The sequence below is a fragment of the Pseudomonas sp. AS2.8 genome (genome assembly GCF_014190935.1).
In the GTDB taxonomy this organism is placed as follows: Bacteria; Pseudomonadota; Gammaproteobacteria; order Pseudomonadales; family Pseudomonadaceae; genus Chryseomonas.
Map to the genome: position 1 here is coordinate 200,916 of NZ_JACHVV010000004.1, position 24,740 is coordinate 225,655.

Consider the following 24,740-nt stretch of genomic DNA (forward strand, 5'->3'; position numbering starts at 1 on the left):
TCACAAATTTATAGGAAACGCCGGGCGACCCTGGGATCGCCCGGCCATTTCCTAGGCGAAGACGATCTCGTCGCCCTCCAGGCGGCCCTGGATCCGGCTGTTCGGCGCGAAGGCGCCGGACAGGATGCGCTGGGCCAGCGGGTTCTCGATCCAGCGCTGGATCGCCCGCTTGAGCGGACGCGCACCATAGACCGGGTCGTAACCCACCGCGACCAGCTTGTCCAAGGCCTCAGTGGTCAGCTCCAGGTGCAGATCGCGCTCGGCCAGGCGCTGACCCAGTTGCTGCAGCTGGATCTCGGCGATACCGGCGATCTGCTCGCGCCCCAGGGGCTCGAACACCACCACCTCGTCGATACGGTTGACGAACTCGGGCCGGAAATGACCCGCCACCGCATCCATCACCGCCGCCCGCTGGGCATCGGGATCGCCTACCAGCTCCTGGATCTGCGCCGAGCCCAGGTTCGAGGTCATGACGATCACCGCATTGCGGAAGTCCACGGTACGCCCCTGGCTGTCGGTCAGGCGACCGTCGTCCAGCACCTGCAGGAGGATGTTGAAAACATCCGGATGAGCCTTTTCCACCTCGTCCAGCAGGACCACCGAATAGGGTTTGCGCCGTACGGCCTCGGTCAGGTAGCCACCCTCCTCGTAGCCGACGTAGCCGGGCGGTGCGCCGATCAGGCGAGCCACGGAGTGCTTCTCCATGAACTCGGACATGTCGATGCGCACCATGGCATCCTCGGTGTCGAAGAGGAATTCCGCCAACGACTTGCACAGCTCGGTCTTGCCTACCCCGGTCGGGCCGAGGAAGAGAAAGGAACCGCTGGGCTTGTTGGGATCCGACAACCCGGCCCGCGAGCGACGCACGGCGTTGGCCACGGCGGTGACCGCCTCGTCCTGACCGATCACCCGGTTGTGCAGGGCCTCTTCCATGCGCAGCAGCTTGTCGCGCTCGCCTTCGAGCATCTTGCTGACCGGAATGCCGGTCCACTTGGAGACCACCTCGGCGATCTCGTCTTCGGTGACCTTGTTGCGCAAGAGCTGGTTGGCCGGCTTCTCGTGCTGGTCGACCATCTGCAGACTGCGCTCCAGATCGGGGATGGTGCCGTACTGCAGCTCGGCCATGCGGTTGAGGTCACCCTTGCGGCGGGCGGCCTCCAACTCGGTGCGCGCCTGCTCGATGCGCTGCTGCAACTGGGCGGAATCCTGGACCTCGGCCTTTTCGGCTTTCCAGATTTCCTCCAGGTCGGCGTATTCCTGTTCGAGGCGGGCGATATCTTCGTCGAGCTTTTCCAGACGCTTGCGCGCGGCCTCGTCCTCTTCCTTCTTCAGCGCCTGACGTTCCACCTTGAGCTGGATCAGCCGACGATCGAGACGATCCAGGGCCTCCGGCTTGGAGTCGATCTCCATGCGGATGCGGCTGGCGGCCTCGTCGATCAGGTCGATGGCCTTGTCCGGCAGCTGACGATCAGTGATGTAGCGATGGGACAACTTGGCCGCGGCGATGATGGCGCCGTCGGTGATGGCCACCTTGTGGTGCACCTCGTAGCGCTCCTTGAGGCCACGCAGGATGGCGATGGTGTCCTCTTCGCTCGGCTCGTCCACCAGCACCTTCTGGAAGCGCCGCTCCAGGGCCGCATCCTTCTCGATGTACTGGCGGTACTCGTCGAGGGTGGTGGCACCGACGCAATGCAGCTCGCCACGGGCCAGGGCCGGCTTGAGCATGTTGCCGGCGTCCATGGCGCCCTCGGCCTTGCCGGCGCCGACCATGGTGTGCAGTTCGTCGATGAACAGAATGATGCGCCCTTCCTGCTTGCTCAGTTCGTTGAGCACGCCCTTGAGGCGCTCTTCGAATTCACCGCGGAACTTGGCGCCAGCGATCAGGGCACCCATGTCCAGCGCCAGCAGGCGTTTGTCCTTGAGGCCGTCAGGTACTTCACCGTTGATGATGCGCTGGGCCAGGCCTTCGGCGATGGCGGTCTTGCCGACGCCGGGTTCACCGATCAGCACCGGGTTGTTCTTGGTGCGGCGCTGCAGGACCTGGATGGTGCGGCGGATCTCGTCGTCCCGGCCAATCACTGGGTCGAGCTTGCCGTCCTCGGCGCGCTTGGTGAGATCGACGGTGAACTTGTCCAGCGCCTTGCGGCTGTCTTCGGCGTTGGGGTCGTTGACCGCCTCGCCGCCGCGCAGGTTGTTGATGGCGTTCTCCAGCGCCTTGCGCGAGACGCCCTGCCCCAGCAGCAACTTGCCGAGACGGGTATTCTCGTCCATGGCGGCGAGCAGTACCAGCTCGCTGGAGATGAATTGGTCACCCTTCTGCTGGGCCAGGCGATCGGCCTGATTGAGCAGGCGCGCCAGATCCTGGGAGAGATTCACATCGCCGTTGGGATTCTGGATCTTGGGCAGCTTGTCCAGCTCTTCGGCAAGGGTCTTGCGCAGGCTGGCGAGGTCGAAGCCGACCTGCCGCAGCAGCGGGGAAATGGAGCCGCCCTGCTGTTCGAGCAGCGCGGAAAACAGGTGCAGGGGCTCGATGGCCGGATGGTCGTGGCCGACGGCCAGGGACTGGGCATCCGACAGGGCGAGCTGCAGTTTGCTGGTGAAACGGTCTATACGCATGGGCAAGGTCCTATCTGAGACGCGGGACAGCGCGGCAGTAGGCGCTTTCGATTACCCGCGGGAATGACCTTTAGATAGGGGCGATGCGTAACGATTCAAGCCAGGAAGGCTTGACATCCCAAAAAAAGACCTAGGGCTTGATCCAGATCAGGCTGGCGAAGCGTCCGGTGCGGGCAGCGCGCCGATAGGAAAAGAAACGCTGGTCATCGGCAAAGGTGTCGAAGCCGCCACCATAGACGGCCGTGATGCCCCTGGCGGCGAGACGCAGACGGGCCAGGGCATAGAGATCGCCCAGGTACTTGTCCCCGCCCCTGGCCACGAAGCAGTGCACGGCGTCGGCCTGCTGGGCGACGAAGGCCTCGCGCACCTCGGCGCCGACCTCGAAGCTGGCCGGGCCAATGGCCGGACCCAGCCAGACCAGCACCTCGGCGGGGGCAACATCCAGACTGGCCGCGGCAGCTTCCAGCACGCCACCTGCCAGACCGCGCCAGCCGGCATGGGCCGCGGCGACACGGGAGCCGTCACGCCGGCAGAACAGCGCCGGCAGACAGTCGGCGGTCATCATGGTCACCGCGACACCGGGCGTGGCCGTCCAGGCCGCATCGGCACGCAGCACCTGCGCAGGATCGGCTTCGACCACCGCGGTACCATGGACCTGTTCGAGCCAGGCCGGCTGACACCCCAAGGCCTCGCCCAGGCGGCGTCGATTCTCGGCGACCGCCGCCGGATCGTCACCGACGTGGTTACCGAGGTTGAAGCTGGCGAAAGGCGGCTGACTGACCCCACCCAAACGGGTGGTGATGCAGGCCTGGACGCCGACCGGCGCCGGCCAGTCCGGCCGCAGCCAGCCGGCGCCGATCATTCGAAGGATTCCCGGTCCTGGCGCAGCAGATCCAGCAGCCAGACCAGGTCTTCCGGCAGCGGCGACTCCCAGCGCAGGCGCTCGCCGGTCACCGGATGATCCAGTTCGAGGAAGCGCGCGTGCAGCGCCTGGCGCGGAAATTCGCGCAGGGTCTTGATCAGGGTCGGATTGGTCGCCGGCGGGATCTTGAAGCGCCCGCCATAGACCGGATCGCCCACCAGCGGAAAACCGACGTGGGTCATGTGCACGCGGATCTGGTGGGTACGCCCGGTTTCCAGCTTGACCCGGGTATGGGTATAGGCGCGGAAGCGCTCCAGCACCCGGTAGTGACTGACAGCGGGCTTGCCACCGGCGATCACCGCCATCTGCTGGCGCCGCTGGGAATGCCGGCCGATGGGCGCATTGACCGTGCCGCCGGCGACGATCACCCCGGCGACGACGGCTTCATAGATGCGGCTCACCGAGCGCGCCTGCAACTGGGCGACCAGATGGGTATGGGCTTCCAGGCTCTTGGCCACCACCATGAGGCCGGTGGTGTCCTTGTCCAGACGATGGACGATGCCGGCCCGCGGCACGCTCTCCAAGCCGGGCACGTGGTGCAGCAGGGCGTTGAGCAGGGTGCCATCGGCATGGCCGGCGGCCGGATGCACCACCAGCCCGGACGGCTTGTCGAGCACCAGCAGGTGATCGTCTTCGTAGACGATGTCCAGCTCGATGTCCTGGGCCACCCATTCGCCCTGGGCCTCGCGTTCGGCACGCAGCGCCAGCTGGGCGCCGCCATGGACAGTGTCGCGCGGGCGCAACACGGCGCCGTCGACGGTCAGGCTGCCATCCTTGATCCAGGCGGCGAGACGCGAGCGGGAGTGTTCGGCGAACAGCTGGGCAGCGACCTGATCGAGGCGCTGGCCACCGAGTTCGTAGGGGACTTCGGCATTGAGAACGATGGATTCGGACATGGATCTGCGCGGGCAATGGCGGGGCTTTTGGAATCGGCCCGACCCTGTGGTTAAATACGGCGACTTTTTTGCCCCGGCATTCCGGGTCGATCATCATAACAGGACGGTTCCGGCCCCGTCACAGGCTAGGTGAGTGCTCTCCGCACTCATCCCTGCACCGCCGACCGTTTCGGGGAATCCAAGCCGCCATGCAATTGAAGCACCTGCTGCTGGTCACCAGCCTAGTCCTCACCGCCGCCTGCTCCTCGAAAGCGCCCGAGGTTCCGGAAAATCTGCCGGAGGGCGAGCTCTATACCCAGGCTCAGCGCGATATCTCCAACAGCAGCTACACGGATGCCATCAGCAAGCTGAAGGCCCTGGAGTCGCGGTATCCCTTCGGTCGCTATGCCGAACAGGCCCAGCTCGAGCTGATCTACGCCAACTACAAGAACGGCGAGCCGGAAGCGGCGCGCACGGCGGCGGATCGCTTCATCCGACTGCATCCGCAGCACCCCAACGTCGACTACGCCTACTACATGAAAGGCGTGTCCTCCTTCGAACAGGATCGCGGCCTGCTGGCGCGTTTCCTGCCGCTGGACATGACCAAGCGTGATCCGGGCGCGGCGCGCGATTCCTTCAACGACTTCGCCCAGTTCACCAGCCGCTTCCCCAACAGCCGCTACGCCCCGGACGCCAAGGCGCGCATGGTCTACCTGCGCAACCTGCTGGCGGCCTACGACGTGCACGTCGGCCACTACTACCTGACCCGCAAGGCCTATGTGGCCGCCGCCAACCGCGGTCGCTACGTGGTCGAGAACTTCCAGGGCACCCCGTCCGTGGGTGACGGCCTGGCGATCATGACCGAAGCCTACAAGCACCTGGGCCTCAACGACCTGGCGGCCACCAGCCTGGAAACCCTCAAGCTCAACTACCCGGACAACGTCAGCCTCAAGGATGGCGAATTCCAGCTGCGCGAGCCGGACGACAAGGATCAGCAGCGCTCCTGGCTGACCCGCGCGACCCTGGGTCTGATCGATCGCCCGAGCGATCCGCTGCCGCCCGGCGAGACCCGCGCCAGCCAGGACATCCAGCGCAAGTACCAGGAAGAGCGTGACAACCTGGCGCCCGAGCTGCGCATCGTTGACCCGGCCGAAGCCGAGAAGGCCGGTGGCGCGACACCGGCGCCGGCCAAGCGCTCCTGGTTCAGCCGTCTGACCTTTGGTCTGTTCGACTGATCCGGCAGCAGACGTGAAAAGGGGAAGCCAGTGGCTTCCCCTTTTTCATTGCGCCGGAACCGGCGACCTAGTCGCCGATGCGCCAGCCCGAGGTAATGGGATAGCGCCGGTCACGCCCGAAACCGCGCTGGGTGACCCGGGCGCCCACCGCCGCCTGTCGCCGCTTGTATTCATTGAGATCCACCAGGCGCAGCACCCTGCGCACCGTTTCCTCGTCGAAGCCGGCGGCGACGATATCCACCGCCGAAAGATCCTGCTCGACATACAGCCGCAGGATCTCGTCGAGCACCGGATAGGGCGGCAGCGAGTCCTCGTCCTTCTGGTCGGGCGACAGCTCGGCCGATGGCGGACGGTCGATGACGCGCTGCGGAATCACCTCGCCAGCGCGATTGCGGTACTCGCAAAGGCGGAACACCAGGGTCTTGGGCACATCCTTGAGCACGTCGAAGCCGCCGGCCATGTCGCCATAGAGGGTGGCGTACCCTACCGCCATCTCGCTCTTGTTGCCGGTGGTGAGCACCAGATAGCCCTTCTTGTTGGAAATCGCCATCAGCAGGGTCCCGCGGCAACGCGCCTGCAGATTTTCCTCGGTGGTATCCCGTCCGAGCCCGGCGAATTCACCGGCCAGGGTCTCCTGGAAGGCCTCGACCATGGGCGCGATGGGCAGCACGCTGTAGCGCACCCCCAGGCTCCGCGCCTCGGCTTCGGCGTCTTCCAGGCTGATCTGGGCGGTGTAGTGGTAGGGCATCATCACCGCCTCCACCTGCTCCGCGCCCAGCGCATCCGCGGCGACCGCCAGCACCAGGGCCGAATCGATACCGCCGGACAGGCCCAGTACCACCCCCTTGAAGCCGTTCTTGCGCACGTAGTCGCGTACCCCGAGCACCAGGGCGTCATAGACGCTGGCCTCCAGCGAGGCGACGGGGGCCAGCGCGGCCGGCTGCGGTTGCAGGGCCTCATCGAAGATGACCGGATAGAGCCCCTCGGCGAAGGCCGGCGCGCGCTGGCTGACCTGCCCGCGGGCATCGACCACGAAGGAGTGACCGTCGAACACCAGTTCGTCCTGGCCACCCACCTGGTTGACGTAGACCACCGGCATGCCGCCCTCGCGGGCACGCTCGCCCACCACGGCCTCGCGCTCCGGCTGCTTGCCGCCATGGAAGGGCGAGGCATTGAGGTTGAGCATCAGCCGCGCCCCAGCCGCTCGTGCCTTGGCCATGGGCTCGGCGAACCAGATGTCCTCGCAGATGGTGACGCCGATGGGCACGCCCCGGTAATCGAACACGGCAGCGCTGTCGCCCGGTTCGAAATAGCGCTTCTCGTCGAACACCCGGTAGTTGGGCAGCTGCTGCTTGCGATAGAAGGCCAGCTCGGCGCCATCGCGATAGACCGCGCAGGCGTTGTAGCGCCGCCCCTCCTCCAGCCAGGGAAAACCCACTAGCACATGGATACCAGTAATCTCCTGGCGGATCCGCTGCAAGCCCTGCTCGATCCGGCGCTGCATGCTCGAGCGTAGCAGCAGGTCCTCCGGGGGATAGCCGCACAGCGACAATTCCGGGAAGACGATGAGATCGCCGTGCAAGTCATCCCGGGCCTCGCGGGCCGCGGCGATGATCCGTTCCACGTTGCCGTGGATGTCGCCGACCTTGAGGTTCACTTGCGCCATCACGACGTTCAGCAGCTGACTCATGCACTCTTCCTTGCCCGATTGATCGGCGCATTTTCCCGCAAGCAGCGAAGCGGGACAATCGATGCCAGGTGGGGCTTACCGCCTGCAGCGGCCCTGCTAGACTCCACCCTCTTTCACACTGCGAGATCGCCATGGGTCTGCTTCGCCTGCTGTTGTGGCTCGTCCTCCTGGGCGCGCTGTTCTGGATGATCAGACGCTGGTGGCGTGGCAAGACGCAGACGCCTGCTGCCAAGGCACCGACATTGCCGCCCAATGCCATGGTGCGCTGCGCCCATTGCGGCGTGCATGTGCCCCAGGAAAGAGCCCTGGCCGATGGCGAAGGCCAGCGCTGGTATTGCAGCGCCGAACACCGCCGGTTGCAGCATGAGCGCCGCGACTGATCCAGGCACCCTGAGAGCCGACGCGGTCCTGCGGCTCTATCATCTCTATCGCATCGTCATCGGCCTGGCGCTGGTGGTGCTGATTTCCAGCGACCTGGACCAGCACTGGCTGCGCACCGTCGACGGCCAGCTGTTCCGCCAGGCCAGCTGGGCCTATCTCGCCGTCAACGCCGTGCTGGCAGTCGGCCAACGGCTGTTGCGTGGCCGCGCCTTCACCCTGGCGCTGATCGACATCCTCGCCCTGGGCGGCCTGTTCTTCCTGGCCGGCGGCATCGCCAGCGGCATGGGCAGTCTGCTGGTGGTGACCGTCGGGGTATCCAATGTCCTGATCCGCGGCCGCCGCGGCCTGCTGATCGCCGCCCTGGCCGCCATCGCCCTGCTGCTGGCCACCGGCTATCTCGACCTGCGCCGCGGCGACAGTGGCAGTGGCTACGTGCAGGCAGCGGGCCTGGGCACCCTCTGCTTCGCCACGGCGCTGCTGGTGCAGGGCCTGGTCCGGCGCCTGCTGGACAGCCAGGCCCTGGCCGAAACCCGCGCCACCGCCGTGGCCGAACTGGAAGCCCTCAACGCCCTGATCCTCGAACGCATGCGGACCGGCATCCTGGTGTTCGATGCCGAATACCAGGTGCTGCTGGTGAATCCGGCAGCCCGTCGCCTGCTGGGGGTGGACGACGAGGACACCATCGCCCCCCTGGCCCTGGGGCTCGCCCAGCGCCTGGAGGAATGGGAACGCAATCCCAGTATCCGACCCGCGCCCTGGCGCGCCTATGCCAACGGTCCCCTGTTGCAACCCAGCTTCGCCCGTTTGCAGCAGGGCGAGGGCGAGCGGGTGCTGACCTTTCTCGAAGACGTCTCGCGCATCGCCCAGCAGGCCCAGCAACTCAAGCTCGCTTCCCTCGGCCGTCTCACCGCCGGCATCGCCCACGAGATCCGCAATCCGCTGGGCGCCATCAGTCATGCCGCGCAACTGCTGCAGGAATCCGAAGAACTGACCACACCGGACCGGCGCCTGGCGCAGATCATCCAGGACCAGTCGCGGCGGATGAACCGAGTGGTGGAAAACGTCCTGCAACTGTCTCGCCGCCAGCAGGCAGCCCCTCAGCTGATCGATCTGCGCTACTGGGCGCACCGTTTCGCCGGGGAGCTGCGCCCTACCCTGCCCGCCGGCCAGACGCTGCACGTCAAGACCGAGCCGGGTACCCTGCAGACGCACATGGATCCTCACCAGCTGGGCCAGATCCTGACCAACCTAGTGCAGAACGGCCTGCGCTACAGCTGCCAGAAGCACGGCATCGGCCAGATCTGGCTCAGCACCTACCGCGATCCGGAAAGCGACCTGCCCATCCTCGAGGTGGTCGACGACGGGCCAGGTGTCGCCGCCGAGCAACTCGACCACCTGTTCGAGCCCTTCTTCACCACCGAAAACAAGGGGACCGGGCTGGGCCTGTATATCTCCCGTGAGCTTTGCGAGAGCAACCAGGCCAGACTTGGCTATCATCCCTTGGCGAACGGCAGCTGTTTTCGCATCACCTTCGCCCATCCCCGCACAATGAGCTGAGCATGGCCCGACAGAAAGTCCTGATCGTCGACGATGAACCCGATATCCGCGAACTCCTGGAGATCACCCTGGGGCGGATGAAGCTCGACACCGCCAGCGCCAAGAACATCGCCGATGCCCGGGCCGTCCTCGAACGGGAAAGCTTCGATCTCTGCCTGACCGACATGCGCCTGCCCGACGGCTCGGGACTGGATCTGATCCAGTTCATCCAGCAGCGCTTTCCGCAACTGCCGGTGGCCATGATCACCGCCTTTGGCAGTCTGGAAACCGCGGTCCAGGCCCTCAAGGCCGGCGCGTTCGACTACCTCACCAAGCCGGTGGACCTGCCGCGCCTGCGCGAGCTGGTGGGCACCGCCCTGCGGCTGTCCGGGCCTGCCCCGGCAGTGGCCGGCGCCAGCGAAACCCAGCTGCTCGGCGAATCGCCGCCGATGCGCGCCCTGCGGGGCCAGATCGCCAAGCTGGCGCGCAGCCAGGCGCCGGTCTATATCAGCGGAGAATCGGGTAGCGGCAAGGAGCGGGTGGCACGACTGATCCATGAGCAGGGTCCGCGGGCCGGTCGGCCCTTCGTGCCGGTCAACTGCGGCGCCATCCCCTCGGAACTGGTGGAAAGCGAATTCTTCGGCCACCGCAAGGGCAGCTTCACCGGCGCCATCGAGGACAAGCAGGGCCTGTTCCAGGCCGCCCAGGGTGGCACCCTGTTTCTCGACGAGGTGGCCGACCTGCCGCTGCCAATGCAGGTCAAGCTCCTGCGCGCCATCCAGGAAAAGGCCGTGCGCCCGGTAGGCAGCCAGCAGGAGATCAGCCTGGACGTGCGCATTCTCAGTGCCACCCACCGGGATCTGGCCGCCGAGGTCGCCGCCGGGACCTTCCGCCAGGATCTCTACTACCGCCTCAACGTCATCGAATTGCAGGTGCCGGCCCTGCGCGAGCGTCGCGAAGACATCGGCGCTCTGGCCAGCCATATGCTCGAACGCCTGGCGCGGGACTCTGGCTTGGCCGCGGCCACGCTGGGCGAGGATGCCCTGGCCAAGCTCAAGAGCTACCGTTTCCCCGGCAACGTGCGGGAACTGGAAAACATGCTGGAGCGGGCCTACACCCTCTGCGAAGGCGACGTCATCCGCCCGGCCGATCTGCGCCTGGCCGATGCGCCAGCGGCCACCGCCACGGGCGAAGCCAGCCTGGCCAACATCGCCAACCTCGAAGACCACTTGGAGTCCATCGAACGCCAGCTGATCATGCAGGCGCTCGAAGAGACCCGCTGGAATCGCACCGCTGCCGCGGAGCGCCTCGGTCTCTCCTTCCGGTCGATGCGCTACCGCCTGAAGAAGCTCGGCATCGATTGATCAGCCCGCCGCCAGCCGCTCGCCTGGCGTATAGGGCGCCGGATCGATGATCGGCGTGCGTTCGGTGAGCAGATCGGTCAGCAACTGGCAGGAGGCCGGTGCCAGCACCAGGCCGTTGCGATAGTGCCCGCAGTTGAGCCACAGCCCGGGCAGCTCCGGCACCGGCCCGATGAAGGGCACGCCATCCGGCGACCCTGGCCGCAGCCCTGCCCAGTGCCCCACCGGTGCCTGGCCGGCCAGCGCCGGCAGCAACTCGGCAGCCGACGCCTGCAGACTGGCCAGCGCCTCGGCGGTCGGCGTCTTGTCGAATTCGGCGTGCTCCAGGGTGCTGCCGATGAGGATATGACCATCGCGCCGCGGAATGGCGTAGCGCCCCTTGGCCAGCACCATGCTGGTCAGAAAGCCCACCGGCTGGCGATACAGCAGCATCTGTCCCTTCACCGGCCGCACCGGCACCGCCAGCCCCAGGGTCTGCAGCAACTCACCGCTCCAGGCCCCTGCACAGACCACCACGGACTCGGCATGGATGGCCTCGCGCGCGGTCTGCACCCCCACTACCCGCTCGCCCTGGCGCAGGAAGCCGGTCACCGGCGACTCGCTCACCAGCGTCACATTCGGCATGCGCAGCAGGGCTTCGCGCAGGGAGCGCACCAGCCGGGGATTGCGCACGTTAGCCACCCCCGCCATGAAGACCGCTCGCTCATAGCCTGGCCCCAGCACCGGGACCCGCTGCCGCACCTCCTTGACCGACACCGACGCCAGCGGCCGCACATTGCGCCGCGCCCAGTCCAGCGCCTCGGCTTCATCCTCCAGATCGAGCCAGTACAACCCGGTCACCTCCACCTCGGGGTCCACCCCCGTCTCCTGCCGCAGCCGCTCCCCCAGCACCGGATAGAAATCCTGCGACCAGTGCGCCAGCGCCGTCACCGCCGGCTGATAGCGCCACGGATACAGCGGCGACACGATCCCGCCACCGGCCCAAGACGCCTCCCGCCCCGGCTCGCCCCGCTCGACCACCACCACCCGCCGACCGCTCAAGGACAGGCAATAGGCCGACATCAGCCCTAGCGCACCCGCGCCGACCACCGCTACATCAAAGATCACGTCACACCCTCATCATCTAGCCTTGACACTCTCTACCGATACGAGCAAAAAGGCCTTCCAGGACGGCGTCTACCTTTTTCTCAAGGATGAGAATGAAGAGAACCTCTGAACTCGGACTGAGCCTGTTCGAGATGCTTTTAACACTAAGCATACTTGCCATTCTGGCAACTGTGGCTGTGCCCATCGCCTCGGACTGGCTGGAGCGAATCCGTAATGAGGCAATGGCCAATACACTCCTCAGGCATTTGCAGGCAGCCCGTACCTTGAGCATTGAGCGTGGCCATACCGTGGTGCTCTGTCCGATTGATGAGTCAGGATGCGGAGACAGCTGGGCACGCGGCTGGCAGGTGCGGGATACCGATACCGATGAGGTTCTGCTACGGCAAGCGGATATGCCCCCTGGCTTGAAGATCAGATGGAACCGGACGAGTGCCATTACCTATCGCCACAACGGTACCAGCGCTGGGCTCAATGGCACTCTTTCCCTATGTAATACGCATGGCAAGGAAATCTCCCGAATTGCCATCAACAATCATGGCCGTGCGCGCCTAGCCAGAGCAAAGGGTCGTCCTCTGTGCCTTGAGCAATCGGCAAATTGATGATTCCGAAGCCGGGTAACCGGCCATCCAAGATCTCCTCCCGACTGTCCTTTCCCAGGCGACAGCTGCAGAGCTCGGCAAGAAACTAACCCCTGGCTGAGTATAGGAAGTCACCATGCACCGCGCCCATGCGCAGAAGGGATTCACATTACTCGAGATGCTGACGGTGGTGACCCTGCTGGGCATTTTCGCGGCTATCGCTGTACCGAGCTTTACCAGCCTCATCAATCAGACGCGGACCAGCAGCGTAGCGGACAATGTCTTTGGCTTGATCATGCATGCGCGATCAGAGGCGGTACTCAGGCGTACAACCGTTTCCCTTTGCCTATCTGAAACACAGTTGATATCGGTTCTCGGCTCCTGTGACGCTCCCACCGCACAGGTGCGTACGATGTCTATCAGTCCGGCCCAGGTGGCTGTCCGGGCAAGCCAGGCGAATCTGAGCTACTTCGCCGACGGAACCACCAACGGCGACGTCGCATCCCGCGTCAGTTATTTCGTCTGCCATGATCTAGAGGTGGCTTACGGCTACAAGATCGACATCCAACGCAATGGTGTGACCAGGCGTTACGCCAAGGGCAAGGCAGACGAAACGGGCAACGTCCTGACCGCGTGCAAGCCATGAGCAGGTCAATCATCAAGTCAGATGGTTTCAGCCTGATCGAAGTACTGGTGACTCTGGTACTCATCACGATCGGCGTGCTCGGCATGGTCGCTCTCCAAAGCAAGTCCATCGCGTTCACTCAGGACACCACGCAGCGCAATACGGCAGCGATGCTGGCGCAGGACGCGCTCGAACTATTGCGCGCCCAGGGCAAGGTCTCTGAAAAGATGAATGGAGACGTTTTTCCAGCAATCGACGACTGCACCAGCACACCCAGCGAAGCAGACAAGCAGCTGAGCTGCTGGTCCAAGGAAGCCGCTCGCTTGCTCCCTGGTGTGGATGCCGATTTGCTGAAGAACGAATTCCATGTGTGCAAAGCGAAAGCCGCCAATACCTGCGATGCGGATGGCACCACCATCGAGATTCAGTTGGCCTGGAGAGTTAGAAACGGGGAGTGTCTGGATAGCCAAGATGCCGCTAACCCTGATGTGGATAAAGGCATCTGCCGTTATCGCTTGCGGTCGGAGCTCTAGGTCATGATCCATCATCAACGGGGTCTTTCTCTTATCGAGCTGATGATTGCCTTGGTCATCAGCAGCTTTCTTATATTAGGCGTAACGCAACTCTATATCTCCAACAAGCAAAACTATCTATTCCAACAAGGCCAAGCCATCAACCAAGAGAATGGGCGCTATTCGCTCCTGATGCTGGAGCAGCAATTGTCCAAAGTCGGATTCAGAAGACGCCCCTTCGTCGACGTCACCGCAGAATTTCCTGCGAAAGATTATAAATTTTGCAAGTTTGCAGCCGGAGAAACTATCAACACCCCCGACAGCCAGACCCTGTGCATCAGATACAAGCCTAGGGATACAGCCGAACTAGATTGTCTTGGCTATGGTGCATCCGATAGCGCAAACCTGAAAATACCCTATACCAGTACCACTGCTGAATTTGTCGAGCGCTACACCTTGACGAAGAATACGGATGAAGACCTTCCCGGGCTCACCTGCCAGACCCCAAAAGGTATCGGCACTCTGATCGATGGCGTAGCCGACGTGCGATTCGACTTTGGGGCAAGCACTACCGCAAGGAAGGTTTCCTCCTACAGTGAAAAACCACCCGCCGGCCAACAAATCGGTGCAGTTCGTTATCGACTGTTGCTCGCCAGTAGCAAGAATTTAGATACAGGCGTCAACCCTATCATCGCCAGCTGGAATGACCGCTACAAAACAGAATTTAAAAATAGCGATAACCGTATCTATCAAATTGCGGGCAGCACCATCAGCCTGAGAAATCTGATGCCATGAAACGTCGGTCCCAACAAGGCGCCTCGCTGCTGATCGCGCTGATCATGCTGATCCTTATCACGCTACTGGCGGTTTCGAGCATCCAGGAAAGTACGCTGCAAACCCGGATTACCGGCAATTTGCTTGAGGAGAAAAACCTCCTTGCCGCCACTGAAGCCGGTCTCCGTGATGCCGAACGCCGACTCAGTAAAAACGGCGCGCCCGATGGCTGTCCGAATCCCCTAACGCAGAAGCCCTGTATTCAGGGCTTCGTGCCCAGCACTGCCGATGGTTACAAAACCGACTTTGTCGGTAAGTCGCTGGCCTATGGAGATACCAGCAATCCGACGAAATTGGACAGAAACGTTCATTGGTACCTGCGTGATATTCCTCAGGGCGCCAATAGCAGCTGCAGCGATCCGGAAAAAAATGCCAGGGGTGAGGGCTGCGTGTCCTATTACGAGGTCAACGCTCAGGCTTACAAATCAGACGCCAGTTCAGCCGATGCCAAGCCTTGCTCGGTTGACGTGGTTTGCTTGCGAGCGGTGATCTCCAGGCAATTCTAGACAGCAGGGAATTGATAATGAAAACCTTCTTGGCGAGATCGCTGATAACCGTTGGCGCCCTAGTATCGCCTTTGCTGTCGATTGCCGCGGAGGATGTCAACGTGGCGCAAAGTCCTTTGTTCGTGACCGACTCCGTTCCACCCCTAAATCTCCTGGTAATGGGACGTGATCACAAACTTTTCTATGAAGCCTACAATGATGCCTCCGACCTGAACGGCGATGGCATTCTAGACATTGGCTACAAAGGTTACAAAACCAAGGCTGACAAGGGCATAGATTACTACGGATATTTCAACTCTAAGCTCTGCTATACCTATACCAGCAATCGCTTTGTTCCCACCGGTGTAGGCTCAGGTACCACAGGCAAGGAATGCACCAGTCAATGGAGTGGCGATTTCCTGAACTATATCGCCACCTCCCGTATGGACGCACTACGTAAGGTACTTTTTGGTGGCTATCGCAGTACCGATGACGCTACCACTACAGTCCTGCAAGGCGCGCACATTCCTCAGGATGCTCATACCTGGGGCAAGGAATATACCAGCGTTGCCATCGATGGCTACGACATCAGCAAGTTCACTCCGCTCAAAGCGCCGACTGTAGGTTATCGGCACTTGATAGCCGTGGCATCCCTGAGTGAAACCGGCGTTCCGCAAATGCGGGTATTGACCAACGTCAATTTGCGAATTTGGAACTGGGTATCCATTGAACGCCCCGTGGGAGGCGATGAATGTGTCAATGCCAGCGGCACTCGGATCATCTGTACGAATGCAGGCCCCAAGAACGGCTGGACGCTGATACCGCCTGAGACATTTACGAACCTGAAGATTTCGACCTGGGCAAAGTCCAACAATACTCACCCCACCAATGCCAACGGCATGACGACCCTGTTCAACACGGATGCGCAAGGCAGCAGACTGTGTGGATCAAAAGCCATCAGCAATGGCATCTATGCACCCGGTTCAAATAATAATCCCTTCAACGGCGCCGTAACCTCTGGAAAGCAAACATGCGGCAACGACTACTATATAACCGAAATTACCGGGACGATAAAAGTTGACACGACCGGTACCTATAAAATCTCCGTTGATGGCGATGATGCCGTTGAAGTAAAGCTGGGAGGCACCACGGTAGGTTGGTACGGCGGCCACGGTCCTCTGGACAGTGGCAGCGATGCCCACTCGGGAAGCGTTAGTCTTCAAGCGGGCGTCAGCTACGATATCGTCTTTCGCCACGAGGAAGTGGATGGCGGTGATTCCTGGGGATTGTATTGGCAAACACCGGCAGGCATACCCGAGAACGCCAAGAGAGTTGACTACAACGTCCAGGTAGAGGTGTGCCCTAATGACGCGGGCAATACCAGCAATTCCGCCCTGCGCGAGAGCAATTGCCGCCTCTATCTTAAAGGAAACTACAAACCGACCGGCATCCTTCATGACTATGGCGAAACCGACAAGATGTACTTCGGTTTGCTGACCGGGTCGTACAAAAACCACTTCTATGGCGGCGTGCTAAGATCCAACATCCAGAGCTTCGCCCGGGAGCTCACACTAAGCACCGGGCAGTTTTGTCTCAATGGCAATTGTGGTGCTAGCAATGACGTCAGTGGCATCGTCGACACGATCAACAAATTCCGGACTGTTGGTTTCACCTACTACAACTCCAACGGCACGAACAACTTCCAATACGACCAGGACGGCTGTGGTTACAACCGCAACCCTACCAGCAACCTGGCGACCGATCCCTGCTATATGTGGGGCACACCTACCGCGGAAATGATGTATGAGGCGCTACGCTACTTCGCTGGCGCCCCAGGTCCGACTCCAAGCTTCGCTTATTCCAAAACGACCACCACTCCTGATTCCAGACTTGGACTTTCACAACCGGATTGGCTACCGCCCTATTCCAAAGGCAATGGCGGTTCTGGCTATCCGCGCTGCTCTGTTCCGGCCATGACGGTTCTGAGTGATATCAATCCCAATTACGATTGGAAACTGCCGGGGAGTCGCTGGGACAACACGACGGACGGCAGCGGTAATCCCAAATCCATCAGCGATCTCAACGTAAGCACCGAAACGGATGCAATTGGCGCCGCAGAGGGCCTGAACGATACCAAGGTCTTTATCGGCGAAACCGAATCGGCTGCCGACAGTGCACCCACGCAAAAAACGCTGACAGCGCTCTCCCGTATTCGCGGTCTGGCGCCCGAGGAGCCAGGCAAGCAAGGCACCTACTATTCAGCTGGAATAGCCCGCTTTGGCGCCATGCACAATATAGGTGGCAGCAAGCCCTTGCTGACCTATGCGGTTGCCCTTGCTTCGCCTTTCCCCAAGATCGAATTTCCGGTTGGCGACAACAAGATCACGCTCGTTCCTTTCGCCAAGTCCGTACAAAATCCGGGGCAGAATCAGTATCAGGCTACCAACCAGATCGCTGATTTCTACGTGCAGAAGCTGGCCAACACTACGACGGCAAATACCGACAGCACCGTCAACGGTGGCCGTCCCTATGCAGAGTTTCGGATCAACTGGGAGGACAGTGAAGAGGGCGCTGACTTCGATATGGACGCTATCGTTCTCTATACCCTCGCGGTCGCTCCCGATCCGAATGATGGTGGAAAGCTCAAGCTCAATATAACCCTGACCTCCGAATATGCTGCGGGCGGCGCTCAGCAGCACATGGGCTACACGATTTCCGGCACCGATAAGGACGGCCTCTATCTCGAGGTTTGTGACCTAAGAGACGGCACCGTCAATAATGGTCAAAGAAGTGTATGCGATAGTCAGACCGCTTACCGTCTCAATACCCCGCCTAATCGGCCTGCTGGCTGGTGCATTGCCAACTTGGATAATTCCGAGTGCAAGGGCCTGCCGCCTACGGCGGTACGCCAATTCAGTGCGACCGGCGTAGGCGCCGGGGTACTCAAGGACCCGCTGTGGTACGCCGCCAAGTACGGTACTACTGGCAACTGGGATACAGATGGTGACCAGGTGCCCGATAATTATCTCCTGGTGACCAACGCCCTTACACTGAAGGACCAGTTGGCCAAGGCCTTCAACAGCATCGTCCAGAAGAACTCTTCCGTTACCCGCGTTACCGTTCAAGGCGGTCAGACCGACGATACCGGGCTGGGAAATCGGGTCGTCTATCGGACGTCCTTCAACGCCGATGGCTGGACCGGAGATCTGATCAGGGACACCTACAAGAGCGATGGCAAGACGATCAACTCAACCATCAGAGCCAACTTCCCCGATGGCCGTGTCGTCAAGATGGTCAGTGCCGACGGCAAGAGCCTGCAAGATTTCTCCTATGAGAGTCTCAAGGACAGAAGCTTCGACGGTACAAATCTTCGGGACTCGCTCGACAGTGCGCCTTCTGGCAATAGGGATGGACAAGGCGCCGATCGGGTCAGGTTCCTACTGGGCCAATGTACTTCTTCGGGATGCCCGAATTTCCGCACTCGAACCTCGCTGCTGGGTGACATTGTCAATTCCTCACCGGTCTTGGTAGGACCCGCTCAGTATCTGGCGTACCGGATCGGCAAGGTCGATGGGACGGTAGCCAGCTACACCGAATTTCAAAAGACTCAGACCTCGCGACGCGCCCAGATCTATGTCGGCGCCAACGATGGCATGCTGCATGCCTTCGATGCGGCCACTCTGAAGGAGACCTTTGCTTTCGTACCCACGCCGGTCATACCCAATCTCAACCGGTTGATGGCGAAGGACTACGGCACGGCCAACCTTGCCCACCATTACTATGTAGATGGGCCTATCACGGTCAGAGACGTCTATTTCAAGAGTGACAGTACGTGGCGCACGGTCCTGGTTGGGACGCTTGGCGGTGGCGGACGGGGCTTGTTCGCCCTGGATATCACGGATCCAGATCCTGCCAAAATCAAACTGCTCTGGGAGTTTACGTCCGATAGCGCAGCCACACTTGATGCAGCCACCAAGCTAAGCAACCTGGGCTATAGCTTCGGCAAGCCATCAATCGAACGCCTACACGACGGTAACTGGGCGGCCATTTTTGGTAACGGCTACTACAGTGCCAACGCCAATAGCGGCAAGGCCATCCTCTATGCCTTGAACATCGAAGACGGCACCTTGATAAAGGCGCTGGAAGCAAAGAGTCCCACCGGAGGCAGCAATGGCCTTTCTACGATTCAAGCCGCGGATTACAACGCGGATATCGTGACTGACGCGGCCTACGCAGGTGATTTGCTAGGGAACCTGTGGCGATTCGATCTGTTCAAGCCGATGTCGGCGGATACCCCCTTTGCCCGAGACAACGATGGTGCAGACAGTGCCAGAAGTTTCCAGGTAGCTTTCGGTGGGGCTCCGCTCTATCGTGCTACTACCAATGACCAGACCACGGGATCTGGCGCCGGCAAGCCGCAGGCGATCACGGTGGCGCCTGTGCTGATTCAGCATCCCACCCTAACCGGCTATCTGGTCGCCTTCGGGACGGGTCGCTACCTAGGCGTCAATGACAAGGTTTCGCCCTTCGATGTCCAGACCGTTTATGGCGTCTGGGACCGCTGGACATTAGGTCAAACCACCACTGACAACATGGTGAAGACTCGAAACCGCTCTTCTCTGCAACAGCAAACCCTGACCGCCGCCACCTACTCGAACAACGGCGTGACGAGAAACGTTCGGCTCCTTTCCGCCAATTCGATCAACTGGTACAGGGCGAGCGGCGAAACAGATGCCGATGTCGACAAATCCGGCTGGTATGTCGACCTCAAACTGGTTGGCAGCACAACGAATACCGGAGAAAGGATAGTGTTTCCGCTGCGTACCCTGGGTGACGCCCTGGTATTCACGAGCATTACACCCAACGCTGATCCCTGCTCCGCGGGCCTGGATAGCATCCTCTATGCAACCGATGCCAAAGCGGGCGGGCGAACCTTGCACAACGTTTTCGACCTTAACAATGACGGGCGAATAGATGGGGCAGACAGCCTGAGTTCCGGCTCCATTTCGGGTACGGACGGCACCATTGGAGACAACTCTCTTACCGGAACCCGAACGGGCAATACCAACCTCACCACGCTGATCTGTGACTCCAGCGGCAACTGCATTTCGGCCACGACAGGCCCTGCAGCCAATGGACGTCAGTCCTGGCGGATGCTGCTTCCCGCTCAATAACAAAAAGGCCGCTGCTCCTGGGAGCAGCGGCCTTTTTGTCTACCTCCTGTGCCGAGGCGCTATACCGCCTTTACCCTGAGCTCTCGCGGCAGGGTGAAGGTGATATGTTCCGGCTCGCCTTCCAGCTCGACTTCGCCGGTGGCGCCCCAGCTCTGCAGCTGGTCGATTACGCCGCGTACCAGGACCTCGGGGGCCGAGGCGCCGGCGGTGACGCCGATGCGCTGGACACCTTCGAACCAGCTCTGCTGCAGGTCCTCGGCGCCGTCGATGAGATAGGCCGGGGTGCCCAGGCGTTCGGCGAGTTCGCGCAGGCGGTTGGAGTTGGAACTGCTGGGGCTGCCGACTACCAGCACCACGTCACTTTCCAGGGCCAGGGTCTTCACGGCGTCCTGGCGGTTGGTGGTGGCGTAGCAGATGTCGTTCTTGCGCGGGCCATTGATGCGGGGAAACTTGGCGCGCAGGGCGTCGATCACCTTGCGGGTATCGTCCATCGACAGGGTGGTCTGGGAGACATAGAACAGGGCTTCGGGGTTGCGTACTTCGAGCTTTTCCACGTCTTCCTCGTCTTCCACCAGGTAGATGGCCCCGCCGGCACGATCGTCGTACTGGCCCATGGTGCCCTCCACTTCCGGATGCCCGGCGTGGCCGATGAGAATGCATTCCTGGCCGTCGCGGCTGTAGCGCGCGACCTCCATGTGCACCTTGGTCACCAGCGGACAGGTAGCGTCGAACACCTTGAGGCCACGCTCGGCGGCCTCGCGGCGTACGGCCTGGGAGACGCCATGGGCGCTGAAGATGAGGATGACGTCGTCCGGCACGTCGGCCACGTCTTCGACAAAGACGGCGCCACGGGCGCGCAGGTTGTCGACCACGAACTTGTTGTGCACCACTTCGTGACGCACATAGATGGGCGGACCGAAAACGTCCAGCGCCCGGTCGACGATGTCGATGGCGCGGTCCACGCCGGCGCAGAAGCCGCGGGGATTGGCGAGCTTGATCTGCATAGGCTCCTCTGCCCGCTTCACGGGCGGCGTTGGATCAATGGGAGACGGCAGGCTCGATGGCCAGGATGTCCACGTCGAAGGTCAGCACACGGCCGGCCAGCGGATGGTTGAAGTCGATGATCACCTGCTCGTCGTCGTAGCTCTTGACCACGCCAGGCATCTCGCCACCGGCGGCGTCGCTGAAGATGATCAGCAGGCCGGGCGAAAGCTCCATGTCACTGAAGTCGTCCCGCGCCATGGTCTGAAGGTTGCCGTCGTTGGGCTGGCCGAAGCCGCGCTCCGGCGGAATGGTCAGGCTGGTCTTGGTACCGGCTTCCAAGCCGAACAGTGCCTGCTCGAAACCGGGCAGCAGATTGCCGTCGCCGACGGTGAAGGTGGCCGGCGCCTTGTCGAAGGTGCTGTCCACCACATCGCCATTCTGCAGCTTGATGGCGAAATGCAGGGTGACCCGGGTATCCGGGCCGATGGTGATCTCAGCCATGGGCTTCCTCGGGCTTCTTCTTGCGGAACATGTCCAGGGCCAGCATCACGGCACCGACGGTGATGGCGCTATCGGCCAGGTTGAAGGCCGGGTAGTACCACTCCTGGCGCCAGTGCACCAGGATGAAGTCGATGACGTGGCCCAGGACCAGGCGGTCATAGAGATTGCCCAGCGCACCACCCAGGATCAGCGCCAGGGCGATGGCGGTCCAGGTGTCGTTGCGCAGGCGCTTGAGCCAGACCACCAGAACCACGCTCACTATCGCGGCGATACCGGCGAAGAACCAGCGCTGCCAACCGGAGTGATCGGCCAGGAAGCTGAAGGCGGCACCCGGGTTGTAGGCCAGGGTCCAGCTGAGGATGTCCGGAATCACCGGCACCTGCTGGTAGAGCGACAGGTTGGCCTGGAAGTAGAGCTTGGTCAGCTGATCCAGCAGGATCACCAGCACACTCAGGGCCAACCAGGGCAAGGCACCGAAACGCGAGGCGTCACGCATGCTCGCGTACCTCGCCGGCGCCGTAGACGTTGGTCACGCAGCGCTCGCAGATCTCCGGGTGCGCGGCATCCTGGCCGACGCTGTGGCTGTGGTGCCAGCAACGGGCGCACTTGGGTGCCTCGGATTTGCGGACTACCAGCTTGAGGCCGCTCAGTTCGCTGGCCACGGCGCCTTCCGGAGCCTTTTCCAGCGGCTGGACAGCGGCCTGGGACGAGATCAGCACGAATCTGAGTTCGTTGCCCAGGGCCTCCAGCACGGTCTGCAGGGCGCTGTCGGCGTAGAGGGTGATCTCCGCCTGCAGGCTGCCACCCAGGGTCTTGGCGGCGCGCTGGTTCTCCAGCTCCTTGTTGACCGCGGCCTTGACCGCCATCACCTGATCCCAGTAGGCGCGATCCAGGGTCGCACCCTCGGGCAGGGCGAAGAGGCCGTCGTACCAGGTGGTCAGCATCACCGACTCTTCCCGCTCGCCCGGCAGGTACTGCCAGATCTCGTCGGCGGTAAAGGACAGGATGGGCGCGATCCAGCGCACCAGCGCCTCGGCGATGAGGTACAGCGCGGTCTGGCAGGAACGCCGCGGCAGGCTGTCGGCGCCGGTGGTGTACTGGCGGTCCTTGATGATGTCGAGGTAGAAGCCGCCCAGCTCCTGCACGCAGAAGTTGTGCACCTTCTGGTAGACGTTGAGGAAACGGTACTCGGCATAGGCCTGTTCGATTTCCTGTTGCAGCAGCAGGGCGCGATCCACGGCCCAGCGATCCAGGTCGATCATGTCCTCGGGAGCGACCCGATTGACCGCCGGATCGAAGCCGGACAGGTTGGAGAGCAGGAAGCGCGCGGTGTTGCGGATGCGGCGATAGGAGTCGGCGCTACGCTGCAGGATCTGATCGGAGACCGCCATCTCGCCGGTGTAGTCGGTCGAAGCGACCCAGAGACGCAGGATGTCGGCGCCCAGGCTGTCGATGACCTTTTGCGGGGCGACCACGTTGCCCAGCGACTTGGACTGCTTGCGGCCCTGCTCGTCCACGGTGAAACCGTGGGTCAGCAGTTCCTTGTAGGGCGCATGGCCGTCGATGGCGCAACCGGTCAGCAGCGAGGAGTGGAACCAGCCGCGATGCTGGTCGGAACCCTCGAGGTAGAGATCGGCCACCGGGCCCTGGTCATGGGCCAGCTCGGCATGGGAGCCACGCAGCACGTGCCAGTGGGTGGTGCCGGAATCGAACCAGACGTCGAGGGTGTCGCGACTCTTGTCGTACTGGCCGGCTTCTTCGCCGAGCAGTTCAGCCGGATCGAGCTTGAACCAGGCTTCGATGCCCTCGCGCTCGACGCGCTGGGCGACCGCTTCCATCAGCTCGACGGTACGCGGATGCAGCTCGCCGCTTTCCTTGTGGGTGAAGAAGGGAATCGGCACGCCCCAGTTGCGCTGGCGCGAGATGCACCAGTCGGGCCGGCCAGCGATCATGCCGTGCAGCCGTGCCTGGCCCCAGGCCGGGACGAACTGGGTCTGCTCGATGGCCGCCAGGGAGCGCTCGCGCAGGGTGGCGCCCTCGTTGGGCTGCTTGTCCATGCCGACGAACCACTGGGCGGTGGCGCGATAGATCAGCGGGGTCTTGTGGCGCCAGCAGTGCATGTAGCTGTGGTTGATCGCCTCGTGCTTGAGCAGGGCCCCCGCCTCTTCCAGCGTGGCGACGATGGCCGGATTGGCCTTCCAGATGAACTGGCCGCCAAACAGCGGCAGCGACTCGGCGTAGACGCCGTTGCTCTGCACCGGGTTGAGGATGTCGTCGTTGCTCAGGCCGTACTGCTTGCAGATGCGGAAGTCGTCCTCGCCATAGGCGGGCGAACAGTGCACCACACCTGTCCCGGCGCCCAGCTCGACGTACTCGGCCAGGTAGATGGGCGACAGCCGCTCGTACAGCGGGTGGCGGAAGTTGATCAGCTCGAGGGCGGTACCCGGGGCTGTGGCGATCACCTCGCCCTGCAGGCCGTAGCGCGCCAGGCAGCTTTCCACCAGCTCCTCGGCCAGCAGCAGCAGGCGATCGCCGACGTCCACCAGCGCATAGGTGAATTCGGGATGCACGTTGAGCGCCTGGTTGGCCGGGATGGTCCAGGGGGTGGTGGTCCAGATGACGATGGCGGTGGGCTTGGCCAGCGCGCCGAGGCCAAAGGCGGCCGCCAGCTTGTCGGCATCGGCGACCGGGAAGGCCACGTCGATGGCGTCGGAACGCTTGTCCTGGTACTCCACCTCGGCCTCGGCCAGGGCCGAGCCGCAGTCGAAGCAGAAGTTGACCGGCTTGAGGCCCTTGAAGACGAAGCCCTTCTTGACCAGTTCGCCGAGGGCACGGATCTCGCCGGCCTCGTTGGCGAAGTTCATGGTCAGGTAGGGATTGCTCCAGTCGCCGAGCACACCCAGGCGGACGAAGCCGGCCTTCTGCTCTTCGATCTGCTCGCTGGCATAGGCGCGGCAGCGCTCGCGGGTCAGGTCCGCCGGCTGGTTCTTGCCGAAGGTGGTCTCCACCTTGTGCTCGATGGGCAGGCCATGGCAGTCCCAGCCCGGCACATAGGGGGCGTCGTAGCCGGCCAGGGTCTTGGACCGGGTGATGATGTCCTTGAGGATCTTGTTCAGCGCATGACCGATGTGGATGCTACCGTTGGCATAGGGCGGACCGTCATGCAGGATGAAGGTCGGACGGCCCTTGCCAATGGCGCGCAGCTTCCCGTACAGGTCGATGTCCTGCCAGCGCTTGAGCGCTTCCGGCTCGCGCTGCGGCAGGCCGGCTTTCATCGGGAATGCCGTTTCCGGCAGGTTGAGCGTCGCTTTGTAATCGGTCATG

The 24,740-nt window shown here is 62.4% G+C and carries 19 protein-coding genes; 10 read left to right on the forward strand and 9 right to left on the reverse strand.

Annotation, left to right across the window (positions count from 1 at the left end; translation table 11 throughout):
* Nucleotides 1-51 precede the first annotated feature (51 nt).
* From clpB to rluD, 3 genes are all read right to left on the reverse strand, one after another.
* Nucleotides 52-2,616, reverse strand: a complete 2,565-nt coding sequence (clpB, locus tag FHR73_RS17625) for an ATP-dependent chaperone ClpB (RefSeq protein WP_183633001.1) — start codon at nucleotides 2,614-2,616, stop codon at nucleotides 52-54.
* 130 nt (nucleotides 2,617-2,746) lie between these two features.
* Entirely contained in the window at nucleotides 2,747-3,478 is a 732-nt protein-coding gene (gene pgeF, locus FHR73_RS17630; RefSeq protein ID WP_183633002.1) for a peptidoglycan editing factor PgeF, read from the reverse strand.
* Nucleotides 3,475-4,434 carry a 23S rRNA pseudouridine(1911/1915/1917) synthase RluD gene (rluD, locus tag FHR73_RS17635; protein ID WP_183633003.1) on the reverse strand — a complete coding sequence of 320 codons (960 nt, stop codon included), beginning with the start codon at nucleotides 4,432-4,434 and terminating at the stop codon, nucleotides 3,475-3,477. The genes pgeF and rluD overlap by 4 nt, the downstream gene beginning before the upstream one ends.
* A gap of 188 nt (nucleotides 4,435-4,622) precedes the next feature.
* Here rluD and FHR73_RS17640 point away from each other — a divergent pair, with 188 nt between their 5' ends.
* The gene (locus FHR73_RS17640; protein WP_007160812.1) at nucleotides 4,623-5,648 is read left to right on the forward strand and encodes an outer membrane protein assembly factor BamD; all 1,026 of its coding nucleotides are present in this window, start codon (nucleotides 4,623-4,625) and stop codon (nucleotides 5,646-5,648) included.
* Between the two features lie 67 nt (nucleotides 5,649-5,715).
* Here FHR73_RS17640 and FHR73_RS17645 read toward each other — a convergent pair whose 3' ends face one another.
* Nucleotides 5,716-7,338 (reverse strand): NAD+ synthase, encoded by a 1,623-nt coding sequence (locus FHR73_RS17645; protein WP_183633004.1) that lies wholly within the window; start codon nucleotides 7,336-7,338, stop codon nucleotides 5,716-5,718.
* 131 nt (nucleotides 7,339-7,469) lie between these two features.
* Here FHR73_RS17645 and FHR73_RS17650 point away from each other — a divergent pair, with 131 nt between their 5' ends.
* The 3 genes from FHR73_RS17650 to FHR73_RS17660 are packed head-to-tail and all read left to right on the forward strand — an operon-like array spanning nucleotide 7,470 to nucleotide 10,619.
* Nucleotides 7,470-7,718: a PP0621 family protein gene (locus FHR73_RS17650; protein WP_183633005.1), complete on the forward strand. Its 249-nt coding sequence runs from the start codon at nucleotides 7,470-7,472 to the stop codon at nucleotides 7,716-7,718.
* Entirely contained in the window at nucleotides 7,702-9,276 is a 1,575-nt protein-coding gene (locus FHR73_RS17655) for a PAS domain-containing sensor histidine kinase (protein ID WP_183633006.1), read from the forward strand. Before FHR73_RS17650 ends, FHR73_RS17655 begins: the two co-directional genes overlap by 17 nt.
* Before the next feature lie 2 nt (nucleotides 9,277-9,278).
* On the forward strand, nucleotides 9,279-10,619 hold the full coding sequence (locus FHR73_RS17660) for a sigma-54 dependent transcriptional regulator (RefSeq protein ID WP_183633007.1): 1,341 nt from the start codon (nucleotides 9,279-9,281) through the stop codon (nucleotides 10,617-10,619).
* Here the strand turns inward: FHR73_RS17660 and thiO are convergent, their stop codons facing one another.
* The gene (gene thiO, locus FHR73_RS17665; RefSeq protein WP_183633008.1) at nucleotides 10,620-11,723 is read right to left on the reverse strand and encodes a glycine oxidase ThiO; all 1,104 of its coding nucleotides are present in this window, start codon (nucleotides 11,721-11,723) and stop codon (nucleotides 10,620-10,622) included. It abuts the gene before it with no gap.
* Between the two features lie 92 nt (nucleotides 11,724-11,815).
* Here thiO and FHR73_RS17670 point away from each other — a divergent pair, with 92 nt between their 5' ends.
* From FHR73_RS17670 to FHR73_RS17695, 6 genes are all read left to right on the forward strand, one after another.
* Nucleotides 11,816-12,322, forward strand: a complete 507-nt coding sequence (locus tag FHR73_RS17670) for a GspH/FimT family pseudopilin (protein WP_183633009.1) — start codon at nucleotides 11,816-11,818, stop codon at nucleotides 12,320-12,322.
* Between the two features lie 115 nt (nucleotides 12,323-12,437).
* Nucleotides 12,438-12,947, forward strand: a complete 510-nt coding sequence (locus FHR73_RS17675; protein ID WP_183633010.1) for a GspH/FimT family pseudopilin — start codon at nucleotides 12,438-12,440, stop codon at nucleotides 12,945-12,947.
* Nucleotides 12,944-13,459: a type IV pilus modification protein PilV gene (gene pilV / locus FHR73_RS17680; RefSeq protein WP_183633011.1), complete on the forward strand. Its 516-nt coding sequence runs from the start codon at nucleotides 12,944-12,946 to the stop codon at nucleotides 13,457-13,459. Before FHR73_RS17675 ends, pilV begins: the two co-directional genes overlap by 4 nt.
* Nucleotides 13,460-13,462: 3 nt before the next feature.
* Nucleotides 13,463-14,233 (forward strand): PilW family protein, encoded by a 771-nt coding sequence (locus tag FHR73_RS17685; protein WP_183633012.1) that lies wholly within the window; start codon nucleotides 13,463-13,465, stop codon nucleotides 14,231-14,233.
* On the forward strand, nucleotides 14,230-14,778 hold the full coding sequence (locus tag FHR73_RS17690) for a PilX N-terminal domain-containing pilus assembly protein (protein WP_183633013.1): 549 nt from the start codon (nucleotides 14,230-14,232) through the stop codon (nucleotides 14,776-14,778). The genes FHR73_RS17685 and FHR73_RS17690 overlap by 4 nt, the downstream gene beginning before the upstream one ends.
* A gap of 17 nt (nucleotides 14,779-14,795) precedes the next feature.
* Nucleotides 14,796-19,931 carry a PilC/PilY family type IV pilus protein gene (locus FHR73_RS17695; RefSeq protein WP_183633014.1) on the forward strand — a complete coding sequence of 1,712 codons (5,136 nt, stop codon included), beginning with the start codon at nucleotides 14,796-14,798 and terminating at the stop codon, nucleotides 19,929-19,931.
* A gap of 59 nt (nucleotides 19,932-19,990) precedes the next feature.
* On the opposite strand, the gene ispH is transcribed toward FHR73_RS17695, so the two are convergent.
* The 4 genes from ispH to ileS are packed head-to-tail and all read right to left on the reverse strand — an operon-like array spanning nucleotide 19,991 to nucleotide 24,739.
* On the reverse strand, nucleotides 19,991-20,935 hold the full coding sequence (gene ispH / locus FHR73_RS17700; protein ID WP_042137075.1) for a 4-hydroxy-3-methylbut-2-enyl diphosphate reductase: 945 nt from the start codon (nucleotides 20,933-20,935) through the stop codon (nucleotides 19,991-19,993).
* A 34-nt stretch (nucleotides 20,936-20,969) separates the two neighbouring features.
* Complete coding sequence (locus FHR73_RS17705) at nucleotides 20,970-21,416, reverse strand: peptidylprolyl isomerase (protein ID WP_183633015.1); 447 nt, start codon at nucleotides 21,414-21,416, stop codon at nucleotides 20,970-20,972.
* Nucleotides 21,409-21,912, reverse strand: coding sequence for a signal peptidase II (gene lspA / locus FHR73_RS17710; RefSeq protein ID WP_183633016.1), 504 nt, complete (start codon nucleotides 21,910-21,912; stop codon nucleotides 21,409-21,411). Before lspA ends, FHR73_RS17705 begins: the two co-directional genes overlap by 8 nt.
* Entirely contained in the window at nucleotides 21,905-24,739 is a 2,835-nt protein-coding gene (gene ileS / locus FHR73_RS17715) for an isoleucine--tRNA ligase (RefSeq protein ID WP_183633017.1), read from the reverse strand. The genes lspA and ileS overlap by 8 nt, the downstream gene beginning before the upstream one ends.
* Between the last annotated feature and the right edge of the window lies 1 nt (nucleotide 24,740).

Bases quoted from the DNA above. Each gene is read 5' to 3' on its own strand.
- pgeF (WP_183633002.1), bottom strand. From the start codon at position 3,478: ATGATCGGCGCCGGCTGGCTGCGGCCGGACTGGCCGGCGCCGGTCGGC.
- FHR73_RS17690 (WP_183633013.1), top strand. From the start codon at position 14,230: ATGAAACGTCGGTCCCAACAAGGCGCCTCGCTGCTGATCGCGCTGATC.
- ispH (WP_042137075.1), bottom strand. From the start codon at position 20,935: ATGCAGATCAAGCTCGCCAATCCCCGCGGCTTCTGCGCCGGCGTGGAC.
- FHR73_RS17640 (WP_007160812.1), top strand. From the start codon at position 4,623: ATGCAATTGAAGCACCTGCTGCTGGTCACCAGCCTAGTCCTCACCGCC.
- FHR73_RS17645 (WP_183633004.1), bottom strand. From the start codon at position 7,338: ATGAGTCAGCTGCTGAACGTCGTGATGGCGCAAGTGAACCTCAAGGTC.
- ileS (WP_183633017.1), bottom strand. From the start codon at position 24,739: ATGACCGATTACAAAGCGACGCTCAACCTGCCGGAAACGGCATTCCCG.
- FHR73_RS17705 (WP_183633015.1), bottom strand. From the start codon at position 21,416: ATGGCTGAGATCACCATCGGCCCGGATACCCGGGTCACCCTGCATTTC.
- rluD (WP_183633003.1), bottom strand. From the start codon at position 4,434: ATGTCCGAATCCATCGTTCTCAATGCCGAAGTCCCCTACGAACTCGGT.
- FHR73_RS17675 (WP_183633010.1), top strand. From the start codon at position 12,438: ATGCACCGCGCCCATGCGCAGAAGGGATTCACATTACTCGAGATGCTG.
- FHR73_RS17685 (WP_183633012.1), top strand. From the start codon at position 13,463: ATGATCCATCATCAACGGGGTCTTTCTCTTATCGAGCTGATGATTGCC.
- clpB (WP_183633001.1), bottom strand. From the start codon at position 2,616: ATGCGTATAGACCGTTTCACCAGCAAACTGCAGCTCGCCCTGTCGGAT.
- FHR73_RS17660 (WP_183633007.1), top strand. From the start codon at position 9,279: ATGGCCCGACAGAAAGTCCTGATCGTCGACGATGAACCCGATATCCGC.
- FHR73_RS17655 (WP_183633006.1), top strand. From the start codon at position 7,702: ATGAGCGCCGCGACTGATCCAGGCACCCTGAGAGCCGACGCGGTCCTG.
- pilV (WP_183633011.1), top strand. From the start codon at position 12,944: ATGAGCAGGTCAATCATCAAGTCAGATGGTTTCAGCCTGATCGAAGTA.
- lspA (WP_183633016.1), bottom strand. From the start codon at position 21,912: ATGCGTGACGCCTCGCGTTTCGGTGCCTTGCCCTGGTTGGCCCTGAGT.
- FHR73_RS17670 (WP_183633009.1), top strand. From the start codon at position 11,816: ATGAAGAGAACCTCTGAACTCGGACTGAGCCTGTTCGAGATGCTTTTA.
- FHR73_RS17695 (WP_183633014.1), top strand. From the start codon at position 14,796: ATGAAAACCTTCTTGGCGAGATCGCTGATAACCGTTGGCGCCCTAGTA.
- FHR73_RS17650 (WP_183633005.1), top strand. From the start codon at position 7,470: ATGGGTCTGCTTCGCCTGCTGTTGTGGCTCGTCCTCCTGGGCGCGCTG.